A 15883-nucleotide genomic window follows, 5' to 3' on the forward strand; every position below is an offset into this window, starting at 1 on the left:
CTGAGCGCAGCGCGGGGCCTACGGCTTCCCCTGCGGCCTCGTACGCCGCCTGCGGGCCGGTTCGCCGCGCCGTCCGGTGACCGGCGGGCCGCCCGGCGGATCGGAGACGGCGCTGCGGCGCAGTGCCTGGCGGACCGACCACAGGACGGCCACCAGCGGTACGGCGGTCACCGCCCCGATCACACCGGCCGCGACGGCGCCGCCGACCACCGCGAGCGCCACGACGACGGGGTGCAGCCGTACCGCCCAGCTCATCACGACCGGATGCAGCACGTGCCCCTCGATCTGCCCGATGATCACGATGAGCGCGACGACCAGAGCGGCGATCAGGGGGCCCTTCGTCGCCAGGGCCACGACGGCGGCGACCCCGAGGGCGATGGGTGAGCCGATGAGGGGAATGAAGGCGGCGAGGAACTCCAGGAGGGCCAGCGGCAGCGCGAGGGGCACCCCGAGGGCGAACAGGGCCACGCACACCAGGACCGCGTTGGTCACGGCCACCAGCAGAATGCCGTGGGTGTACCCCGTGAAGGTCCGCCAGGCCGCCCGTCCGCCGACCGACACCCGTTCCCGCGCGACCGGCGGAAGCTGGTCGCGGAACCAGGCCCACTGCCGGTCACCGGAGTGGATGAAGAAGACCGAGCAGAACAGTGCGAGGGCCAGCACCGTCAGGACTTCGACCAGCCGGTCTGCGCCGCTGAGCGCCGTGCTGATGACGGTGGAGCGGTGGCTCGACAGGAACTGCCCGATGCGGGACTGGACATCGGTGAGCGCTTCCGGGTTCAGCCGGAAGGGCGGCTCCTCCAGCCAGCGCTCGATCCTGTCGATCCCCGCCTCGAACTCACGCGCCAGCCCGGCGCGCTGCCCCGCCACCGTCTCGCCGACGAGGGCCAGTACACCGAGGACGAGAACGATGCTGCCGGTCAGGCAGACGGCGACGGCCAGCGGGCGGGGGAGGAAGCGAGCCAGCAGGTCGGCCGCAGGCCGCAGTACGGCCGTGATCACCATCCCGAGGAAGACCGCCACCGCGATCTTGTGGAACTGCCCCAGCAGGGAGAAGACGGCGTAGACGACGATGCCGACGACCACGACGCGCCACGCGTACGCGGCGGCGGTCCGCAGTCCGGCGGGAACGCGCGGCTCGTCTCCCGGACGGCGGCCGCCCGAGGCGCGCGCCGCGGCCCGTCGGAGTCCGGCCGGAGGCCGGGACGGACCGCCGGGCGCTGGGGACGAGCCCGTACGCACCCGGTTCCGGCGGACGGCGGACGGCGGGCGCGGGCCTGTGTGCTCGGAATCCGAAGGCGTGGACATCCACCTGCACGTACCACTGGGCGCACCCTCCGCCACGCGGCCGGCACGGAATTCCCCCGAAGGCACGCGCGGGCGGCCGGCGGAACGCGTTTGGCCGCACCGCGCATGACGGCCGGTCACTAGAGTCGGGGTCGGGCCGGCGTCGTTCCCGCCGGCTCCCGCCCGTCGGTCAGGGGCGCAGTCGCCCGTGTTCCCAGGAGGTACCCATGAGGATGCTCATCAACGTGGCCGAGACGGTCGTCGCCGACGCGTTGCGCGGGATGGCCGCCGCGCATCCCCGGCTGACGGTCGACGTGGAGAACCGTGTCGTCGTACGGTCCGACGCGCCCGTGCCGGGCCGGGTGGGCCTCGTGTCGGGTGGCGGCAGTGGGCACGAGCCGCTGCACGGCGGGTTCGTCGGGCCCGGGATGCTGTCCGCCGCGTGCCCGGGAGAGGTCTTCACGTCGCCCGTGCCCGACCAGATGGTGCGGGCCGCGGCGGCGGTGGACAGCGGGCAGGGGGTCCTCTTCGTCGTCAAGAACTACACCGGCGACGTGCTCAACTTCGACATGGCCGCCGAGCTGGCCGAGGACGAGGGGATCCAGGTTGCCAAGGTCCTGGTCGACGACGACGTCGCCGTGGCCGACAGCACTTTCACGGCCGGCCGGCGCGGTACGGGTGCGACGCTCTTCGTCGAGAAGATCGCGGGCGCCGCCGCCGAGGAGGGCGCGCCGCTGGAGCGGGTCGAGGCGATCGCGCGGCAGGTGAACGCGTCGTCCCGGAGCTTCGGGGTGGCGCTCAGTGCCGTCACCACACCGGCGAAGGGCACGCCGACCTTCGATCTGCCGGCGGGCGAACTGGAGTTGGGCATCGGCATCCACGGCGAGCCCGGCCGCGAGCGACGGCCGATGATGACCTCCGGCGAGATCGCGGACTTCGCGGTCGACGCGGTACTGGAGGACCTGCGGCCGACGCGGCCCGTCCTCGCACTCGTCAACGGCATGGGCGCCACCCCGCTGCTGGAGCTGTACGGCTTCAACGCCGAGGTGCAGCGCGTCCTGTCCGCCCGGGGCGTCGCCGTGGCCCGTACGCTCGTCGGGAACTACGTCACCTCGCTGGACATGGCGGGCTGCTCGGTGACGCTCTGCCAGGTGGACGAGGAGCTGCTGCGCCTGTGGGACGCGCCGGTCGAGACCCCCGCGCTCCGCTGGGGACGCTGAGACGACTCCGCCGTCCGTCCGCCGTGCGTCATCAGTCCCCAGCCCCCAGTCTTCAGCCCTCAGCCCCTCAGCCCCTCAGCCCCTCAGCCCCTCAGCCACGACCGTGTGTCAGGAGACCTCGTGCTTGTACTCGACGCCGCGTTCTTCCGCCGCTGGATGGCGGCCATGGCGGCCGCCGTCGACCGTGAGGCCGGCAGCCTCACCGATCTGGACTCGGCCATCGGCGACGCCGATCACGGCAGCAACCTGCAACGCGGCTTCGCGGCCGTCGCCGCCGCGCTGGACAAGGAGCCGCCCGCCACGCCAGGCGCGGTGCTCGCGCTCGCGGGACGGCAGCTGATCTCGACCGTCGGCGGGGCGTCGGGTCCGCTGTACGGGACGCTGTTGCGGCGTACGGGCAAGGCGCTCGGCGACGACGCCGAGGTCACACCCGGGCGGCTGGCCGCCGCGCTGGGCGCGGGGGTCGACGCGGTGGCGCAGCTCGGCGGGGCGAAGGCCGGGGACAAGACGATGCTGGACGCGCTGATCCCGGCGGTGCGCGCGCTCGGCGAGTCGTCGTTCGGCGCGGCGCGGAGCGCGGCCGACGAGGGGGCGGTCGCGACCGTACCGATGCAGGCGCGCAAGGGCAGGGCGAGCTACCTGGGCGAGCGGAGCATCGGGCACCAGGACCCGGGGGCGACGTCGTCGGCGCTCCTGATCGGCACGCTCGCCGACACGGCGGAGGCGGACGCGTGAGCGCCGGCCGGCTCGTCGGGGTCGTGCTCGTCTCGCACAGCGCGTCGGTCGCCTCCTCCGTCGCCGAACTGGCGAAGGGCCTCGCCGGCGGCAAGGAGAGCGCGCTGGTGGCCGCGGCGGGCGGTACGCCCGACGGTGGGCTCGGCACCAGCGCGGACCTGATCGCCGAGGCGGCGCGGAGCGTCGACGCGGGGGCAGGAGTGGCCGTACTGGTCGACCTCGGCAGTGCCGTGCTCACGGTGAAGGCGATGCTGGCCGAGGGGGACGAACTGCCGCACGGGGCGCGGCTGGTGGACGCGCCGTTCGTGGAGGGGGCGGTCGCGGCGGTGGTCACCGCGTCGGCGGGCGCGGACCTGGACGCGGTGGAGGCGGCGGCCAAGGAGGCGTACGACTACCGCAAGGTGTGACCGGGCCGGGCAGGCGCGCCGGGGCCCCCGGGCGTGGTTCGGGGCCCCGGCTTGCCGTCCCGGCTCACCGCCGGGGTGCGGCTGCCGCTCCGCGCGGTGCGAGGCCGGCCGGTTCTGCCGCGACGCGTACCTCGGCGCGCCGGGTGGCGCCGTTGACCGTCACCGCGAGCGTGAGCGTGCCGGGTCGCAGCGCCGTCAGGGTGCCCGTCGCCGGGTCGAAGGCCGCCGTGTGCCGTGGCCGCGCGTCCTTCGCGGGGCCGATGTGGAGGTTCGGCGAGCCCGTCCAGTCCGCGCTCAGCGGGAAGGCGACCGGCACCCGGCGCGCGCCCTGGGTGACGGTGGCCTTCACCGCCGCGTCCCGCCCCGGCGGCAGAGCGGACGGGGCGTCGAGTGCCAGGGCGTCCACGTGGGCGCGGGTCTGGACCGACACCCAGTCCGGCCCGCCCTGCCAGGGGCGTTGCCGGGCCGCCGCCTGTTCGGTCCGGGAGACCGTGTCGACGCCCACCAGCGACCAGCCGGTGAAGCCGCCCTCGTGCGCGGGGCCGGCCGGTGTCTTCCCGGTGTTGCCGTTGACGAGGTACGGCACACCGTCCACGCGGGCGGCGTGGAACACCCCGACGTGGCTGCCGATCAGGCCCGCTCCCTTGCCGCTCGTACGGCGGAACCCGGCCAGCCAGTCCTCGATCAGCGCGGCCTCCTTGCGGTCGCCCAGCTGGCTGCCCTTCTGTGCGGTCGGGTCGCGCGGCGGGACGTGTTCGATGAGCATGACGGAGCCGACGCGGTCGTCGCGGGACGCGGCGTCGAGCTGTGCGCGCAGGTTCTTGATCTGCGCGAAGCCGCCGCCGCGCAGACTGAGGCTCGAGGTGTCGAGGGTGATGAAGCGGGTGCCCTCGTGGTCGAACGTACGGTGGGCGGGGCCGAACTCGGCGACGAAGTTGTCGATCTTCCCGCCCATCACCTCATGGTTTCCCGGTACGTAGTACCAGGGCAGGGCGTCGCCCAGTTCCTCCGTCAGGACGCGGCGGGCGAAGGCGAGGTCGGCCGGTGCGCCCTCGTCGACGAGGTCGCCGTTGACGACCAGGAAGTCCGGCTTCGCCGCTCTGATCTCGCGCAGGGTGCGGCGGGTCTGCGCCACGATGGCGCTGTCCGGGTCGCGGGCCACGAACTGCGCGTCGGACATCACCGCGAACTGCCAGTCCCTGCGCTCCGTCACGGCCGCCGGATCGACGAGCGGATCGACGGGCGCGGGCCGTTCGGGCAGATCGACGGTGGGCGGCACCTGGGCGGTCAGCGTGTCGATGACGATCTCGCCCGTGTACTGCTTGGTGGCCGCCGTCTCCGCCAGGTAGAAGCGGTGGACCGCCAGCGGCACGGCCGCGCCCGGCGGTACGGCGAAGGTGACCTTCCGCCAGCCGGTCCAGGTGAGGTACGGGCCGCGCAGGAGCTGGTCGGAGCCGGCCGCGTCCTTCAGGTGCAGGGTGGGCCAGGCTCCCTTGCCGTCGCCCTTGATCCACAGGGTGAAGGACTGGGGCTGGCCGGCGACCGGGACCGGCGGCCTGGGCGGGTTGGCGTAGGCGGCGCGGGTCGCGGTCGACTGCGTGAAGTCGTAACTGAGCTTCAGGCCGGTGCCGGTGTGACCGTCCTCGGTCGCCGCGACCGAGCCGCTCGCCCGGGCCTGGCCGAAGGTCCAGGACGCCGCGTCGTCGAGCGAGGAGACCGCCTGTTCGGTGAGCCCGACGCTGACGGCGAGCGCGGTGACGGCGCCGTCCACGGTGGCCGTGATCCGCCCGGCCCCGCCGTCCGTGCGGGCGGCGACGGTGAAGGTGCCCCGGCCGTCGTCGCGGACGTCGAAGAGCGCGCGGTCGTAGTCCAGCCGCACGTCGCGCGGTTCGACCGGGGCGCTCGTGCCGTGGGCGTCGTACCCGACGATGCCGAACCTGCCGTGCGCCGCCGCGTCCGCGAGACCGACACGCCGGGTGGTCGGTTCGATGCGGGCGAGGTCGTCCAGGACGGTCATCCGCAGGTGGCCGTCGGCGGGGCCGCGGTGCGCGCGCACCTGTGCGGTGCCGCCGCGGCGGGCGGTGAACAGCCCGTCGCCGTCGACCCGGCCCACGGACGGGCGGGAGCTGTGCCAGCGCGGGTCGCCCTGCGCCGGGCCGTACGTCTCGTCGTGTCCGGCGGCGGTGAGCTGCCGGGTGAGCCCGGGGAAGACCCGTTCGGGGTGGCCGCCCCTGACCGGGTCGGCGGTCGGTGCGGCGAGGGCGGGCGTACGGGTACCGACCCAGTAGCCGCGCAGGATTCCGCTGCCGTCGGGGGCGGTGAGGGCGAGGCCGTTGGGCACGGTGCGTTCGCTGCCGTCGGACGGGCTGTTCTCCACCCGGAGGGTGTCGCTGCCCGGCGCGCGGGCGAGCAGGGTCGAGGAGCCGCCGCCGTCGAGGTTCAGCGCGCTGTGCGATCCGGCGCGCTTCATCATCACGGCGAGTTCGGTGAGCGTGACGCCGCCGCTGTCGGCCTGGCGGCCGTCGACGGTGATCACCTGCATGCGGCTGCCGTCCTGGGAGAAGCCGACGGCGGTGCGCGGTGCGGCCGCGTTGTTGCCCTGGCCGTCGTGGTCGCGGGGCACGCCGTCCACGACCAGCAGTTCGCGCCCGCCGACCGCGGTGCGCGGCACGGGTCCGCCGTCGGTGCGCGCGTCGTACTCCAGCGCCACCGGATCGCCCGGCTTCAGCGCGTTCAGGGCCGCTGCCCCGGCCTCCCTGCCGACGAGGACCGTGGTGCCCTCGGGGATCGGCCCGGTGCCGGGCCGGTCGTCGACCGCGACGACTTTGCCGTCCCGTACGGTCGCCTCGGCCACGGGGCGCGCGGCGTCCACCGTCAGGGCGCGGTCGGCCGCGCCCCAGCCGGAGTTGTACGCCCCCACTCCCCCGGCTGGCACGTTGGCCGCGTTGTACGCCTGCAGGGGGTGCGTCCCGGTGGGGAGGGTGAGCGTGCCGTCGAAGTACAGCTGGAGTACGCGGCCGGCGCCGCCGGGGCCGATGCCGACGGCGCGGTGGACGCCGGGGGCCGGGGAGTGGACGGGCGCGCCGTCCTTGACGCCGGGGCCCTGGGGGGCGCCGGTCTCGTTGATGTCGAAGAAGTCGGCGTTGAAGGCGGCGACGGTACGGCGGCCCGCCCCCGGGTCGTGTGCGGCGGCGAGCGCGGACACCGGGCGGCGGTCGGAGACCTTTCCCGAGTGGAGGTAGTCGGCCTGTACGCCGCTGCCGCCGAGGTCGACCGACAGGGCGTCCACGCGAAGCCACTTGTCGGATTCGAGGCGGTCGTACGAGGTGAGGCGGACGCCGGGGGCGACCGGGCGGGTGTGGCGGGCCGTCTCGATGCCGTCGCCGTCGACGACGGAGCGAGCGCCGGCGGCCGGGGCGCTCGCGGGGGGCGGCGCGACCGGCCGCAGGATCTCGGCGGCGGTGCGGGGACGGGGATCGGGAGTCGTGCCGGCGGTGGCCGGGGCGATCGCCCCGGCCGTCAGGGCGGCCACCGTCGCGAGGAGCACGACGGGGCGGCCGAGGGAGCCGACTGTGCCAGGGCCCACAAGTCCTCCTGGGAAAGGGCGGGTTGGGCGGGGCAGCGGGCGGTAAGCGCTGTCACCCCAGCATTGCCGCGTGCGCACCGGGGCACCAGGGGTCGACGGGGCCCTCGGGGGAAACAGGCGGCGCCGCTGAGGTGACGAGGCATCAGGTGGACGCCGGGGGCGGGGGGCGCGGCCTTGACCACGTTACGGCGCGCCCCGGCGCGGGGGCGGCAGTCTCCCGCGCGTGCCCTGCCCTCGAAGCGGCCCGCCCGCTGGGCGCGGCGGTTCACCACCGGGCGGCACGCGCCCGCCACTGCTGCATCCGGGGCTCCGGGTCGCCGGTGTGGTCTACCCGCCGCTCGACACGGTGCCGCCGCGACGGGCCCGGGCGCCCGGTTGCCGCACGCTGGACGACGGCGGGACGGCCGTCGTCCCGGCCGCACGCGCTCCGGCCGTCCGGGGTCGTGAGCCCGCCGCGGCCGGGACGCCCGCCCACCCGGCCGCCCTCGTCGCCGCCCCCGCAGGAGCCCCGCATGCGCAAGTCCATCGCCACCGTCTCCGTCAGCGGTTCCCTGACCGAGAAGCTGGAGGCCGTCGCCCGGGCCGGGTTCGACGGCGTGGAGATCTTCGAGAACGACCTGCTCGGCTGCCCGCTGCCACCGGAGCGGATCCGCGAGCGGGCCGAACACCTGGGCCTGCGCGTCGAGGCGTACCAGCCCTTCCGCGACTTCGAGGCGGTCGCCCCGGACCGGCTCGCTGACCATCTGCGGCGGGCCGAACACAAGTTCCGGGTGATGGAGCGGCTCGGTACGGATCTGATGCTCGTCTGCTCGAACACCTCCCCCGGCTGCGCCGACGACGACGCGCTCGCCGCCGAGCAGTTGCGGCGGCTGGCCGAGCGGGCGGCGGACCACGGCATCAGGGTCGCGTACGAGGCGCTGGCGTGGGGCCGGCATGTCGACACGTACCTGCACGGCTGGCGGATCGTACGGATGGCCGACCACCCCAACCTCGGCACCTGCCTGGACAGTTTCCACATCCTGTCGCGCGGTTCGGACCCCGGAGGCATCGAGGCCATTCCCGGCGACAGGATCTTCCTGCTCCAGCTCGCCGACGCCCCGCTGCTCGCCATGGACGTACTCCAGTGGAGCCGTCACTACCGCTGTTTCCCCGGGCAGGGCGGCTTCGATCTGACCGGGCTGCTCGCCCATGTGCTGCGCACGGGCTACGCGGGCCCGCTGTCGCTGGAGATCTTCAACGACGGCTTCCGGCAGGCGGACGCCGGGCGGACGGCCGTCGACGCGATGCGGTCCCTGATCGCGCTGGAGGAGTCCGTCGCACGGGTGCTGGGGACCGGCTCTCCGCTGCCCCGGCCCGCGCAGCCCGAAGGGTTCGCCTTCGCCGAGCTGGCGACCCGTGACCACAAGCGCCTGGGCGGCCTGCTGGGCGCGCTGGGGTTCGCCCGTACGGGACAGCACGAGACCCGGCCGATCGAGCTGTGGGAGCAGGGACGGGCGAGGATCCTCCTCAGCCGGGTGCACCCCGAGAGCCCCACCGACACCTCGCTGGTGGCCATCGGGCTGGAGTCGGCGGACCCGGCGCTGTCCGCCGAGCGGGCCCAGGCCCTGCTGGCGCCGGTCCTGGCCCGCCACCGCGCCCCGGGCGAGGCGCGGCTCGACGCCGTCGCGGCGCCGGACGGCACCGAGCTGTTCTTCTGCGACACCGGCCGGGCGGTCTGGCGCGAGCCCTTCGACGCGGTGTCACCGCCCTCGGGCCATGTCGGACGCATCGACCATGTGGCGCTGGGTCACCCCTGGGACCAGTTCGACGAGGCGGCGCTGTTCTACCGCGCGGTGCTCGGGCTCCAGCCGCACGAGAGCGTCGAAGTGGCCGATCCGTACGGTCTGCTGCGCAGCCGCGCCATGTCCGACGCGGCCGGCGCGGTCCGTCTCACGCTCGACATCGCGCCGGTCGGGGCGCGGGCTCTGCCGGGGCAGCACATCGCGCTCGCCGACGACGACATCGTGGCGACCGCGCGCCGGCTGCGCGCCCTGCCCGACGACGTGCTGCTGCCCGTCCCCGGCAACTACTACGACGACCTGCGGGCCCGCTTCGACCTGGGCGAGGAGCGGCACCGGGAACTGCGCGAGCTGAGGCTGATGTACGACAGGGACGAGTACGGCGAGTTCCTGCACCTGTTCACGGTCACCGTCGGCCGGGTCTTCTTCGAGATCGTGCAGCGCGTCGGCGGCTACCGGGGCTTCGGCACGGACAACGCGCCGGTACGGCTCGCCGCCCAGCACACCCCCGCACCGTCGCCCGCCCCCGCCGGGGACGGTGACTAGCCGGCCGCGCGGCCGAGGTGGGGCGGGCCCAGGTAGGGGAACTCGGGGAGCAGGTCGGTGTGCGGGCCGATGTGGTCGCCGGCGACCTTTCCGCCCGAGATCATGGCGAGACGCGCGGACGTGACGTCGTCGGTCAGGGTCCGGCCGTTGGGGTACGCGGCCGTACGTCCCCGGTCGTAGACCAGGATGTCCGGCAGAACCGTGCGCAGGACCTCCTCGGCGGTCCGCGCGTCGTAGCCGCCGGTGTGCCGCAGGACCTCCGTCCACGGTGCGTGGTAGGTGTCCCAGTCCGCCACCGGCTCCCCCTCGTTGTACGCGCTCTTCACCTCGTCGGCGTTGAAGTACGCCGTCAGGGAGGGGTGGGCCCCGCGGTCGACGGACTTGAGCTGCCCGTCCTGACGCACGCTCACCCGGGCCCAGACTCCGATGGGGTCGGCGTCGAGCTCCTCGCTGGGGATCTCCAGGGCGATGCCGAGGACGTTCTTGTCGGCTCCCCAGTCGACGCCGGTCCACTGGAAGTCCTTGACGATCCCGTCGAGGTCCGCGAAGAACGGGTCGCTGCGCAGTCCGGCGGAGAAGAGGTAGGGCCCCGCTTCGATCACGTTCGGCTGCGGTCCGAAGGAGACCGGCGCCTCGGCGATGATCTGCTGTCCGCCCGGTTCACGGCTGCGGGCCTGCGCCCCGGTCGCCCAGTACACGCTCGCCGTCTGCTGCCCGCCGGCGGGCGGCGAGAAGACGAAGCTGAACGCCGCGTCGGCCCGCTCGTCACCGTCGATGTCGACATCGATGCGGTACACCGCGTCCGGATGGAACGCCGCACCCGTGGCAGGGGCGATCGGGTGGACGTTCATGATCAGGGCGGTGCGGTCGCCGGGGACGGTGAACACGAACAGATCCGTCAGGTCCAGCCGGGCGTCGTCCATGGGCGACCGCAGGTTCGGTCCGCTGAGGTGATGAGACATGGACCCAGCGTCGGCCCCGGGCCCCCCGCGCGCACGGCGGTGCCCGCCAAACGCGCCCCCGGTTCACTCCCCCGGCCACACGCCCGCGCCGCGAATCCCCTCCGACCCGTGTACGGGGCGGCGCGGCCCCCGTACGGTATGGGGCGCACCGTCCGGAACAGGTAGCGGTATCTGGAGGACCGGGCCATGACCGTACCCGCGCACCGGCGCCCCCGACGGCGTCTCCTGTCGGCCGCACTGGCACTCGCTGTGGCCTCGGTGTCCGTCGTGTTCGCGCTGCTGCCCGCGTCGGGTGCGACCGCGCCCTCGCAGGACGCCTGCCGCACGGTCGGTGACAGCATGCCGCGCGGCGACTGCGGACCCTTCTGGCAGATCTTCGCCGAGAACTTCAACGGCGACTCCGTGCCGCTCGGCTCGTTCAGCGACTGCGACCACCACGCCGACACGAAGGACGCGTACTGCGCCGGTCTGGAGGGCGCCTACCGCGAGGACTGGTGGGCGTACCCGAGCAGCTGGCAGGACACCGCGACGTCCGGCGCCGACGGCAACGCGGTCCGTTCCGTGGGCGGCGCCTACCGCCCCGAGGACACGGTCAGCGTCGGGCCCGCCGGGAACGGCGACGGGCGGATGAGCATCCGCATGTGGCGGCCCGAGGACGGCTGAGGACCCGTGCACCCGCCGGGGCCCGGCCGGCCCCGGCCGCCCGAGCGCCGTCACCCCTCGCTGAGTTCGCGCACCGTGGCCATGTCGCTGAACGGGATCAGCCGCTCGCCGACGATCTGGAACGGCTCGCTGCCCTTCCCCGCGACCAGCACGGTGTCGCCCGGTCCGGCGGCGGACAGGGCGTGGGCGATGGCCTCGCGCCGGTCGGCGATGCGCTCGAAGGGGGTGCCGGTCGCGACGAGGCCCGGGGTGATCTGGTCGAGGATCTCCCCCGGGGCCTCGTTCCTGGGGTTGTCCGAGGTCACCACGCACAGGTCGGAGTGGGTGCCGGCGATCTCGCCCATCTCCGCGCGCTTGGTGCTGTCGCGATCGCCGCCGCAGCCGAAGACGGTGATGATCCGGCCCTCGGCGTATCCCCGGATGGTGGTGAGCACCTTCTCCAGCGAGTCCGGGGAGTGGGCGTAGTCCACGATCACGGACGTGCCGCCCGGGGTCTCGAAACGTTCGAAACGGCCCGGGGCGGTCGGCATGCGGTCGAGTGCGGCGATCAGGCCGGCCAGGTCGTGGCCCAGTACGTGACAGGCCGCCACGGTGGCGAGGGCGTTGGCGACGGAGAAGCGGCCGGGCACGGGAATCGCCGCCGGGTACGCGCGGCCGGCGTGGTGGAGCGTGAACCGGGTGCCTCGGCTGTCCATGACGAGGTCCGTGGCCCGGTAGTCCGCTTCCGCGTCGAGGGCGTACGTCGTCACCCGGCCCGGCATCATCGCCACGATCGAGGCGCCCACCGTGTCGTCCACGTTGACGACCGCGCGGCGGCAGAGCCCGTCGAACAGACGCAGTTTGGCGTCGCGGTAGTTCTCCATGGTGCCGTGGTCGTCCAGGTGGTCCTGGGTCAGGTTGGTGAAGATGCCGACGTCGAGGAACGAGTCGTCCACCCGGTTGGTCAGCAGCCCCATCGACGTGGCCTCCAGGACCACGGTGGAGACCTCGCGGTCCCGCATGCGCCCCAGCAGGTACTGGAAGTCCGGCGACTCCGGCGTGGTCAGCACCGACCTCGGCATGGGGATCACCTCGTCGCCGATGCGGCTGCCGCCGGTCCCGATGACGCCGACCACGGCTCCTTCGGCGATCCGCAGCAGCGACTCGACCATGTACGAGACCGAGGTCTTCCCGTTGGTGCCGGTGACCGCCACCATGTCCATGGCCCGTCCGGGCTCCCCGTAGTACCGGGAGGCGACGGCCGCCGCGGCCTTCCTGGTGTCCGGGACGCGGACGACGCAGACGCCCGGGGCGGGCGCCGGCGCGGGGGCGGGCGGATGCGTACCGTCGACGAGCACGGCCACCGCGCCGCGCGCGAGCGCGGGTCCGACCGCCTCGGGTCCGCCGCCGACGTGCCCGGGTACGGCGATGAACAGGGTCCCCGGGGTGGCCCGGTGAGCGTCGAAGCAGGTGCCGGCGGTGATCGGTGTGTCCGGATCTCCCGCGAGGACCTCGTGGTCGTGGCCGGCCAGCAACTCGCTCAACTTCACAGGGGTCCTCTCGGGCGTGGTACGCCGACGCCGGTCGTCCGGAGTCGGCAGGGCCGCTCCCGGCGAGGGCCGGGAGCGGGGATACGGGGTCGGAGCACGCCACGACGGCGGGCAGCGGGGCGTGACGCCCGGGGAAAGGGCGGAAGGTCGCGGACTGCCGGAGAAGGGCCGGTCCGGGGACCGGGGCCGGCGCGGAGGGGAGACGGGCGCTAGCCGTGGCCGTGCAGGGCGCGGCACAGGGCGGGGGAGGCCCGGTTCGGGCATCCCCCTGCTTCACCTGCGCCGCGACGACCCATGTTCGGAGTGTACGGCCCCGCAGGAGCCGTCAGTACCCCTCCTGGACCGGCCCGGGGTGCCCAGTGGCACACTGGCCGCCGATTCGCCGAAGGAGCTCTCCATGCCGTTGATCCGCACGCTCAGCCGGGCGGTCCGCCGCGCGTACCGCCCCCCTGTGGATCTGAGCCACCCCACCCGTTCCCCGCTCGGCAGCGCGGTCGTGAACTGCGTGGTGTACGAGAACGGCACGCGCCGGCCCGGTGACTGTCCGGCCCAGGAGGCGCTGCTGCGGGTGCGCAAGGCCGGCCGGGGGTTCGTCTGGATCGGGCTGCACGAGCCGTCGCAGGAGGAGTTCGCCGGTCTCGCGGAGGTCTTCGGGCTGCATCCGCTGGCCGTGGAGGACGCCGTACAGGCCCATCAGCGGCCGAAGGTGGAGCGGTACGACGACGTGCTGTTCGCCGTCTTCAAGACCGTCCACTACGTCGAGCACGCCGAGCTCAGCGCCACCAGTGAGATCGTGGACACCGGTGACCTCATGGTCTTCACCGGCCCCGACTTCGTGATCACCGTCCGGCACGGCGGCCGGGGCTCGCTCGGGCCGCTCCGTGAGGTGCTGGAGGCGTCGCCCGAACGGCTCGCCATGGGCCCCGCCGCCGTGCTGCACGCCGTCGCCGACTACGTCGTCGACGACTACCTCGTGGTGGCGGAGGCCGTGCAGCACGACATCGACGCGGTGGAGAGCGCCGTGTTCAGCGAGCCGACGGGGCGCGGGGACGCCGGCCGGATCTACCAGCTCAAGCGGGAACTGCTCGAACTGAAGCGGGCCGTGGCGCCGCTGGCCGGGCCGCTGCGTCTGCTGTCCACCGAGCCGATGCCGACCGTCGGCGACGAGATCCGGACGTACTTCCGCGACGTCGCCGGGCACCTGGCCAGGACGGCCGAGCAGATCGCCGCCTTCGAGGGTCTGCTCGACTCCATCCTGCAGGCCCATCTGGCGCAGGTGACGATCACGCAGAACGAGGACATGCGCAAGATCACCTCGTGGGCCGCGATCATCGCCGTACCGACCATGATCTGCGGTGTCTACGGCATGAACTTCGACCACATGCCGGAACTGCGGTGGACGTACGGCTATCCCCTCGCCCTCGGCGTCATGGCCGTCGCCTGCTTCGCCATCCACCGCGCGTTCCGCCGCAACGGCTGGCTATGACCCCTTGACCACGATCTCGCCGCCCACGACGACCGTCTCGGCGACGGTGCCGGGGATGTCCTCGGGCGCGACGCTCAGAATGTCGCGGGACAGCACGACGAAGTCGGCGAGCTTGCCGACCGTCAGCGAACCCCGTTCGTGTTCGAGGAAGTTGGCGTACGCCGACCCCATCGTGTAGCCGCGCACGGCGGTCGCCACGTCGACGGTCTCCCCCGGCATCCACGGCTCCCCGCCGCCGAGCGGGCGCCGGGTCACGGCGGTGTAGATGCCCACCATCGGGTCCATCTCGGCGACGTTCCAGTCGCTGGAGAAGGCGAGCACCGCACCTGCCTCGTGCAGGCTGCGCATCGGCCACGCCTTGTGCCAGCGGCCCTCGCCGACGTTCTCGGCCCAGTCCTTGCCCGGCCCGGCGATCTCGGGGGCGCTGTGGCGCGGCTGCATGCAGGCGACCACGCCGAGCTCCTTGAAGCGCGGGGTGTCGTCCGGGTCGAGGCATTCGACGTGGACGACCTGGTGGCGGGCGTCGCGCGGGCCGTTGACGGCGCGGGCCCGCCCGACGGCGTCGAGGACGGTACGGATGCCCCGGTCGCCGGTGGCGTGGACGAAGCACTGGAAGCCGCGCGCGTCCAGCCGGGTCAGCAGCGCGTCGAACTCCTCGGGCGGGTAGAAGGTCTCACCCCGGTGGTGGCCGCAGCCGGTGTAGGGCTCCAGCAGGGCGGCGGTGCGGGGCTCGACGACGTCGTCGATGTAGAGCTTGAGCGGGCCGACGTTCAGCCGGTCGTCGTCGAAGCGGCGCGCGGCCTCGGCGAAGTCGTCGAGATCGGCGTCGGTGGTGCCGCGCGGGTGGAAGAGGGCCGCGACGATCCGGGAGCGGAGCCGCCCCTCGGCGCGGGCCCGCTCGTACAGGGCGAGGTCGTCGAGGGAGTTCTGCGGCTCGACGACGGTGGTGATGCCGTACCCGATCGCGTCGTCGAGGCTCCGCGCGAGGCGCCCGTACTGCCGGTCGGGCGACGCCCACGGCACGCCGAGCGCGCGCAGGGCGCGGTGGCCGTCGCGGGAGAGGCCCTTGACGGCGAAGTCCTTGACGAAGCCGGTGGGTTCGCCGGTCGCCGGGTCGGTCTCGGCCTCGCCGAAGGGCAGGCCCGTACGGTCCTTGGAGACGCCGAGGCGGCGCAGGGCCGCCGTGTTGAGCCAGGCGGTGTGCACGTCGTAGCTGAGGACGAAGGCGGGAGTGTCGCCGGTGACGGGGTCGAGGTCCTCGGCGCGCGGCATGCGGCCGCCGGGGATCGCCGAGTAGTCGAACGCCTCGGCCTCGATCCACTCGGCGTCGGGGTGGGCCGCGTGCCAGGCGCGGATGCGTGCGTGGATGCCGTCGAGCGTACGGACGCCGGCGAGCTGGACGCAGGCGTCGTCGGAGCCGAGCCTGACGTGGTTGTGCGCGTCGATGAATCCGGGCAGCACGAGCCGGCCGCCCGCGTCGAGGACCTCGGTGTGCGGTCCGGTCCACCGCGCGGCGCCGGCGTCCTCGCCGAGCCAGGCGATCCGCCCGTTCCGTACGGCCAGTGCCCGCGCCGCGGGCAGCGTGTCGTCCACGGTGTGGATGCGGGCGTTGACGAGGACCAGGTCGGCCGGGGCGGTGGGGGTGGTGCGGGTCATGAGGGGTGCGCTCCTGTACGTGCGGTGC

At 73.9% G+C, this 15883-nt stretch carries 11 protein-coding genes; 6 read left to right on the plus strand and 5 right to left on the minus strand.

Translation table 11 applies throughout. From position 1 onward, the window contains the following. Window positions 1-18: 18 nt before the first annotated feature. Complete coding sequence (locus tag IE185_RS12675; protein ID WP_229843469.1) at window positions 19-1308, minus strand: AI-2E family transporter; 1290 nt, start codon at window positions 1306-1308, stop codon at window positions 19-21. A 206-nt stretch (window positions 1309-1514) separates the two neighbouring features. Between IE185_RS12675 and dhaK the strand changes: the two genes are divergently transcribed. From dhaK to IE185_RS12690, 3 genes are all read left to right on the plus strand, one after another. Beyond that, a complete protein-coding gene (gene dhaK / locus IE185_RS12680) occupies window positions 1515-2507 on the plus strand; it encodes a dihydroxyacetone kinase subunit DhaK (RefSeq protein ID WP_138898458.1) in 993 nt (330 codons plus the stop codon). 156 nt (window positions 2508-2663) lie between these two features. Beyond that, the gene (dhaL, locus tag IE185_RS12685) at window positions 2664-3242 is read left to right on the plus strand and encodes a dihydroxyacetone kinase subunit DhaL (RefSeq protein WP_138898609.1); all 579 of its coding nucleotides are present in this window, start codon (window positions 2664-2666) and stop codon (window positions 3240-3242) included. Then, window positions 3239-3649 (plus strand): PTS-dependent dihydroxyacetone kinase phosphotransferase subunit DhaM, encoded by a 411-nt coding sequence (locus tag IE185_RS12690; protein WP_138898608.1) that lies wholly within the window; start codon window positions 3239-3241, stop codon window positions 3647-3649. The genes dhaL and IE185_RS12690 overlap by 4 nt, the downstream gene beginning before the upstream one ends. A 64-nt stretch (window positions 3650-3713) precedes the next feature. On the opposite strand, the gene IE185_RS12695 is transcribed toward IE185_RS12690, so the two are convergent. Next, window positions 3714-7235: a phosphodiester glycosidase family protein gene (locus tag IE185_RS12695; RefSeq protein ID WP_189715152.1), complete on the minus strand. Its 3522-nt coding sequence runs from the start codon at window positions 7233-7235 to the stop codon at window positions 3714-3716. Between the two features lie 512 nt (window positions 7236-7747). Here IE185_RS12695 and IE185_RS12700 point away from each other — a divergent pair. Beyond that, on the plus strand, window positions 7748-9559 hold the full coding sequence (locus IE185_RS12700; RefSeq protein ID WP_138899067.1) for a bifunctional sugar phosphate isomerase/epimerase/4-hydroxyphenylpyruvate dioxygenase family protein: 1812 nt from the start codon (window positions 7748-7750) through the stop codon (window positions 9557-9559). Here the strand turns inward: IE185_RS12700 and IE185_RS12705 are convergent. Then, window positions 9556-10521, minus strand: coding sequence for a DUF4331 family protein (locus IE185_RS12705; RefSeq protein WP_138899066.1), 966 nt, complete (start codon window positions 10519-10521; stop codon window positions 9556-9558). The two genes, IE185_RS12700 and IE185_RS12705, sit on opposite strands and share 4 nt — an antisense overlap. A gap of 186 nt (window positions 10522-10707) precedes the next feature. Here IE185_RS12705 and IE185_RS12710 point away from each other — a divergent pair, with 186 nt between their 5' ends. Further along, window positions 10708-11184 carry a hypothetical protein gene (locus IE185_RS12710; RefSeq protein WP_229843470.1) on the plus strand — a complete coding sequence of 159 codons (477 nt, stop codon included), beginning with the start codon at window positions 10708-10710 and terminating at the stop codon, window positions 11182-11184. Between the two features lie 50 nt (window positions 11185-11234). On the opposite strand, the gene IE185_RS12715 is transcribed toward IE185_RS12710, so the two are convergent. Next, entirely contained in the window at window positions 11235-12713 is a 1479-nt protein-coding gene (locus IE185_RS12715; protein WP_138899325.1) for a UDP-N-acetylmuramoyl-L-alanyl-D-glutamate--2,6-diaminopimelate ligase, read from the minus strand. Window positions 12714-13110: 397 nt separating this feature from the next. Between IE185_RS12715 and IE185_RS12720 the strand changes: the two genes are divergently transcribed. Beyond that, on the plus strand, window positions 13111-14199 hold the full coding sequence (locus IE185_RS12720) for a magnesium and cobalt transport protein CorA (protein ID WP_138899037.1): 1089 nt from the start codon (window positions 13111-13113) through the stop codon (window positions 14197-14199). Here the strand turns inward: IE185_RS12720 and IE185_RS12725 are convergent. Further along, window positions 14194-15855, minus strand: coding sequence for an amidohydrolase (locus IE185_RS12725; RefSeq protein WP_189715153.1), 1662 nt, complete (start codon window positions 15853-15855; stop codon window positions 14194-14196). The genes IE185_RS12720 and IE185_RS12725 overlap by 6 nt on opposite strands. Window positions 15856-15883: the final 28 nt, after the last annotated feature.

This window comes from Streptomyces chryseus, assembly GCF_014650755.1.
GTDB classification, from domain to species: Bacteria; Actinomycetota; Actinomycetes; order Streptomycetales; family Streptomycetaceae; genus Streptomyces; species Streptomyces chryseus.

What these genes read in the sequence shown, in the direction of transcription:
- IE185_RS12675 (WP_229843469.1), bottom strand. Translation starts at nt 1,308, where the DNA reads ATGTCCACGCCTTCGGATTCCGAGCACACAGGCCCGCGCCCGCCGTCC.
- dhaK (WP_138898458.1), top strand. Translation starts at nt 1,515, where the DNA reads ATGAGGATGCTCATCAACGTGGCCGAGACGGTCGTCGCCGACGCGTTG.
- dhaL (WP_138898609.1), top strand. Translation starts at nt 2,664, where the DNA reads ATGGCGGCCATGGCGGCCGCCGTCGACCGTGAGGCCGGCAGCCTCACC.
- IE185_RS12700 (WP_138899067.1), top strand. Translation starts at nt 7,748, where the DNA reads ATGCGCAAGTCCATCGCCACCGTCTCCGTCAGCGGTTCCCTGACCGAG.
- IE185_RS12705 (WP_138899066.1), bottom strand. Translation starts at nt 10,521, where the DNA reads ATGTCTCATCACCTCAGCGGACCGAACCTGCGGTCGCCCATGGACGAC.
- IE185_RS12710 (WP_229843470.1), top strand. Translation starts at nt 10,708, where the DNA reads ATGACCGTACCCGCGCACCGGCGCCCCCGACGGCGTCTCCTGTCGGCC.
- IE185_RS12720 (WP_138899037.1), top strand. Translation starts at nt 13,111, where the DNA reads ATGCCGTTGATCCGCACGCTCAGCCGGGCGGTCCGCCGCGCGTACCGC.
- IE185_RS12725 (WP_189715153.1), bottom strand. Translation starts at nt 15,855, where the DNA reads ATGACCCGCACCACCCCCACCGCCCCGGCCGACCTGGTCCTCGTCAAC.